The 4,156-nt window shown below is 72.0% G+C and carries 5 protein-coding genes and 1 pseudogene; 3 read left to right on the top strand and 3 right to left on the bottom strand.

Translation table 11 applies throughout. The annotated features are described in order from the left end of the window. Nucleotides 1-90: 90 nt before the first annotated feature. The gene (locus ACFU8Q_RS39795) at nucleotides 91-273 is read left to right on the top strand and encodes a DUF6104 family protein (protein ID WP_003961784.1); all 183 of its coding nucleotides are present in this window, start codon (nucleotides 91-93) and stop codon (nucleotides 271-273) included. A gap of 63 nt (nucleotides 274-336) precedes the next feature. Here the strand turns inward: ACFU8Q_RS39795 and ACFU8Q_RS39790 are convergent. Next, a pseudogene (locus ACFU8Q_RS39790) lies at nucleotides 337-1,147 on the bottom strand (hypothetical protein); the annotation flags it as partial. A 159-nt stretch (nucleotides 1,148-1,306) separates the two neighbouring features. Between ACFU8Q_RS39790 and ACFU8Q_RS39785 the strand changes: the two are divergent. Together ACFU8Q_RS39785 and ACFU8Q_RS39780 are read left to right on the top strand one after the other, a co-directional pair. After that, nucleotides 1,307-2,164, top strand: a complete 858-nt coding sequence (locus ACFU8Q_RS39785) for a DUF4097 domain-containing protein (RefSeq protein WP_384464616.1) — start codon at nucleotides 1,307-1,309, stop codon at nucleotides 2,162-2,164. Between the two features lies 1 nt (nucleotide 2,165). Then, nucleotides 2,166-3,158 (top strand): helix-turn-helix transcriptional regulator, encoded by a 993-nt coding sequence (locus ACFU8Q_RS39780; RefSeq protein ID WP_384464614.1) that lies wholly within the window; start codon nucleotides 2,166-2,168, stop codon nucleotides 3,156-3,158. Nucleotides 3,159-3,247: 89 nt separating this feature from the next. Here ACFU8Q_RS39780 and ACFU8Q_RS39775 read toward each other — a convergent pair whose 3' ends face one another. Further along, nucleotides 3,248-3,814 carry a Clp protease N-terminal domain-containing protein gene (locus tag ACFU8Q_RS39775; protein WP_384464611.1) on the bottom strand — a complete coding sequence of 189 codons (567 nt, stop codon included), beginning with the start codon at nucleotides 3,812-3,814 and terminating at the stop codon, nucleotides 3,248-3,250. Further along, complete coding sequence (locus ACFU8Q_RS39770) at nucleotides 3,814-4,023, bottom strand: helix-turn-helix domain-containing protein (RefSeq protein WP_384464609.1); 210 nt, start codon at nucleotides 4,021-4,023, stop codon at nucleotides 3,814-3,816. The genes ACFU8Q_RS39775 and ACFU8Q_RS39770 overlap by 1 nt, the downstream gene beginning before the upstream one ends. Nucleotides 4,024-4,156 lie beyond the last annotated feature (133 nt).

The raw sequence follows: 4,156 nt of genomic DNA, 5'->3' as shown, positions 1-4,156 counted from the left end.
CGGCGCGGTCCGTCACGGACCGCGCCAGGACCTTTCCGGGACCGCACGACCGGCCACCGCGGTGCTGTCACCAGGCATTAGGCTTCTCGCATGTACTTCACCGACCGCGGTATCGAGGAGCTGGAGAAGCGGCGAGGCGAGGAAGAGGTCACTTTCGAGTGGCTCGCCGAGCAGCTCCGTACGTTCGTCGATCTCAACCCCGACTTCGAGGTGCCGGTCGAGCGCCTCGCCACCTGGCTGGCCCGCCTCGACGACGAGGACGAGGACGAGTAGAAGCAGGAGCAGGAGGACGACCGGTCGGACCGGCCCGGAGCCGTCGGCCTCCTCGGCCCCGTCGGCCCTGAACCGGTCGTACGCGAGGCCGAGCGCTCCGTGCGCCACCGGCAGCACCCCCGCGAAGGCCCAGCCACCGCTGCGGCGCCCGATCCCCCAGCGGGCGAGCGGCAATCCGGCCGCCACCTGAGCGCCGCAGCGCACGGGCTCCGGGGCCGCGCATCCAGGGACCGCGACCGCTGTTCTCGACCACGTCGAGTTCGACCTTCATCGCCTCGCGCCAGCCGGTCCGGACGACCGGTTCCGCTTCGGGCCGCACCGGCCGCCGCGTACAGCCGGTCGCCGGGCGTCTCCGGGGCCGGGCGGGGGGGCACAGTCCGATGCGGGTGAGGCCCGCGAGCAGCCCGCGCAGCCGGACGCGGCATCGGCATCCGGGTCGGGGCGGCTCAGCTCGTCGAGCGCCTGGACGTCCAGTATGGGGTCGAGGCCCAGCCGCTCGGCGAACGTACGCATCGCCCCGTTCTCACCGGCCGGCGTGCCGTCCGCGAGCCGGACGTGGCCGACCGGGCGGCGGAAACCGGACGCGAGTGTGTGACCGGCCCGGTCGCCGTCCCACCACAGGGCGAGGACGGGCCAGGTCGAGCCGACCGCGAGCGCGGCGGCCCAGTCGGCCACAACCCGGTCCGACCGGCTCCGCGTCCGCACCCGCGACGCCACCGTCCCGCCAGGGCCTGCCCTCGGGCACGAGGACGGACCACCCGTCTCCGGCGGGCGCGAGCAGCATCCGTTCGCGCAGCAGACGGGCCACCGGCCGGACGGTCCCGGGTTCGGCACGGCACAGCAGCAGCGCCCCGGCGAGGGATGTCGCGTTCATGCCTCACGCACTGGGGTAATTCACCCACGTCTGGTGCGTTTGCCCTCCCTGATCGGCGATGCCGCCACGGCACCCCTTGACTTCCCCGATCCGCGATATATCGTGTTCAGCAAGAGACGCGATATGTTGCGTCATTCCGCTCCCCTGGAGGTCAGATCCATGCCTGAGTCGACATGGGCCATCGCAGAGCCCCGGAAGCTGACCTTCGACGATCCCGTGACGTCGCTCAATGTGCGCATCGTCGGAGGCGCGGTCAATGTCGTCGGTACCGATGAACCGACCGCCCGGCTGGAGGTCTCCGCGATCGAGGGCCCGCCGCTGATCGTGACCCAGGAGGGCGGCACCCTCACGGTCGCGTACGAGGGCCTGCCCTGGAACGGCTTCCTCAATTGGTTCGACCGCAAGGGCTGGCACCGCAGCGCGGTCGTCTCGCTCGCCGTGCCCGCCGGGTCGGCGGTGGAGGTCGGCGTGGTCGGCGCCGGGGCCGTCGTGTCCGGAATCCGGGGGCGTACGGACGTTCGGGGCGTCAGCGGAGACTCCACGCTCGTCGGGCTCGCCGGTCCGGTCCGGGCCGAGACGGTCTCCGGCAGCGTGGAGGCCCAGGCCGTGACCGGCGAGCTGCGCTTCCAGACGGTCTCGGGTGATCTGACGGTCGTGGAGGGCGCCGGGGCCTCGGTACGGGCGGAGTCGATCAGCGGGAACATGGTGCTGGATCTGGACCCGAGCGGGAAGCCCACGGACATCCGGCTGACCACGGTGTCCGGCGAGGTCGCCATCCGGCTGCCGCACCCGGCGGACGCAACGGTCGAGGCGAACACCACGAGCGGCGCCGTCTCCAACGGCTTCGAGGATCTGCGGGTCAGCGGCCAGTGGGGAGCCAAGAAGATCACCGGCACGCTGGGCGCCGGAACCGGGCAGCTGCGGGCGACGACCGTCTCGGGTTCGATCGCCCTGCTGCGCCGTCCACCGGCCGAGGACGACGCCTACGCCGCCGAGCCGACCGGAGAGGTGCTCTGACATGACCCCCGTATTCGCCCACGGCCGCCTCCGCCTCTATCTGCTGAAGCTGCTCGACGAGGCTCCTCGCCATGGCTACGAGGTGATCCGGCTCCTGGAGGAGCGCTTCCAGGGGCTGTACGCGCCCTCGGCGGGCACGGTCTATCCGCGCCTGGCCAAACTGGAGACCGAGGGCCTCGTCACCCATGCCACCGAAGGCGGTCGCAAGGTCTACTCGATCACTGACGCGGGCCGCACCGAACTGGCGGGCCGCACCGGCGAGCTGGCCGATCTGGAACTGGAGATCAGGGAATCCGTCTCCGAACTGGCCGCCGAGATCCGGGACGACGTCCGCGGCGCCGCCGGGAAGCTGCGCAGCGAGATGCGGACCGCGGCGCACGAGACCAGGCAGACCTCCACCGGTTCCACCGGCGGCCGGGGCGACCGGGACTTCCCCTTCGGCGACTTCACGGACTTCGGTGACAAGGAGTCGTGGCGGGCCGCGAAGGAGGAGCTGCGCAAGGCCAAACAGGAGTGGAAGGAACAGGCCCGCCGGGCGAAGGACGAGTCCCGCCGCGCCCGCGAGGACGCCCAGCAGGCCCGCCGTCAGGCCAAGGAGGCCCAGGACAAGGCGCGCGAGCAGATGCAGAACGCCGCCCGCCAGGTCCAGGAACACTTCGCGCGGGGCGACTGGCCCTCGGGCGTACGGGAGGGACTGGCCGAGATCACCGGCCAGCTGGGCAACTTCGCCAGGACGGGCAGTTGGCCCCCGTACATCAAGCCGGAGCCCGCCGAGGCCGACGCCAACCCCGAGTGGGGCAAGGACACCGCCCGCACCGGCGACCCGGCCCGCGACCTGGACCGCCTGCTGGACCGCTTCCGCGACGACATCCGCGACGCGGCCCGGGACCAGGGCGTCACGGAGGAGCAACTGGCGGGGGCCCGCCGCCATCTGTCCACGGCGGCGGCCCACATCGGGGCGCTACTGAGGAAGGACGACGGCAGGGAGGGGTGAACCGGGGTTCCGCCCCGGCTCACCGGCCCCCGACCTCCGGCTCTCGACTTACCGGCCCTCGGCCCTCAAACGCCGGACGCGGGGCGACGTCACCCCCCGCCCCCACCCGCATCCCCGCCCCCGTCCCCGTACAGCGCGCGGTTCACCGTCTCGTACGTCGCGCCATGGGCGGCTAGTACGTCGGCGGTCACACCGGGGCAGGCGGTGAGCGCCAGCAGCAGGTGCTCGTCGCCGATGAAGCGGTCTCCGCGCCCCACCGCGATCCGCAGCGTCTTCGTCAGGACGTCCTTCGACCCACGGGTGAACGGGCGCCGCCCCGGCCCGCGCCGCCGGCCCCTGTCCAAGGCGCCTGCCCCGTGGATCTCCTCGACCCGGGCGACGATCTCGGCGACATCGATGCCGATGTCGGCGAGCGCGTCCGTATCGGCCCGGGTCAGCCCGCCGCGGCGGCGCGCCGTGACCAGATCGGCCTCGACCGCCGCGCGGCGGTCGGCGAGGCCCAGCGAAGTGATGGCGAAGGATGCCCGGCCGCTGTGCTGATCCAGCAGGGCGAGCAGCAAATGCTCCTCGGTGACCGATTCGGCGTCGGCCCGTTCGGCATGGGTCACGGCACCGGTCACGGTCGCCCGGGCACTCTTGGTGAATCGTTCGAACATCAATGCCTCCCGTACTTCTTGTGCACGGCCTGTCGGCTGACGCCCAGTTCGGCGGCGATCTCCTGCCACGACCAGCCGTTCGCGCGGGCGCTCGCGACCTGTACGGCTTCGAGTTGCTCCAGCAGCCGCCGCAGTGCGGCGACCGCCCGCAACCCCACCCGGGGGTCGCGGTCACCGGCGCGCGCGGCCAGTTCCGTTGCTTCGGTCATGATGTCAACTTACGTTGACACGACTCCTCGTGTCAACCATGGTTGACACGAGGAGTTTGTGATGACCCGGCCCGGGCGCTTACGACCTCACCCGCGATGGAGAGTGGATCAGCGAGCGGCGTCATGCGGCTTC

The sequence above is a fragment of the Streptomyces sp. NPDC057543 genome, from assembly GCF_042801895.1.
Classification (GTDB): domain Bacteria; phylum Actinomycetota; class Actinomycetes; order Streptomycetales; family Streptomycetaceae; genus Streptomyces.
This window is presented reverse-complemented; position numbering and strand designations above follow the sequence as displayed.

Coding starts and splice junctions, on each gene's coding strand:
- ACFU8Q_RS39780 (WP_384464614.1), top strand. CDS start 2,166: ATGACCCCCGTATTCGCCCACGGCCGCCTCCGCCTCTATCTGCTGAAG.
- ACFU8Q_RS39770 (WP_384464609.1), bottom strand. CDS start 4,023: ATGACCGAAGCAACGGAACTGGCCGCGCGCGCCGGTGACCGCGACCCC.
- ACFU8Q_RS39795 (WP_003961784.1), top strand. CDS start 91: ATGTACTTCACCGACCGCGGTATCGAGGAGCTGGAGAAGCGGCGAGGC.
- ACFU8Q_RS39775 (WP_384464611.1), bottom strand. CDS start 3,814: ATGTTCGAACGATTCACCAAGAGTGCCCGGGCGACCGTGACCGGTGCC.
- ACFU8Q_RS39785 (WP_384464616.1), top strand. CDS start 1,307: ATGCCTGAGTCGACATGGGCCATCGCAGAGCCCCGGAAGCTGACCTTC.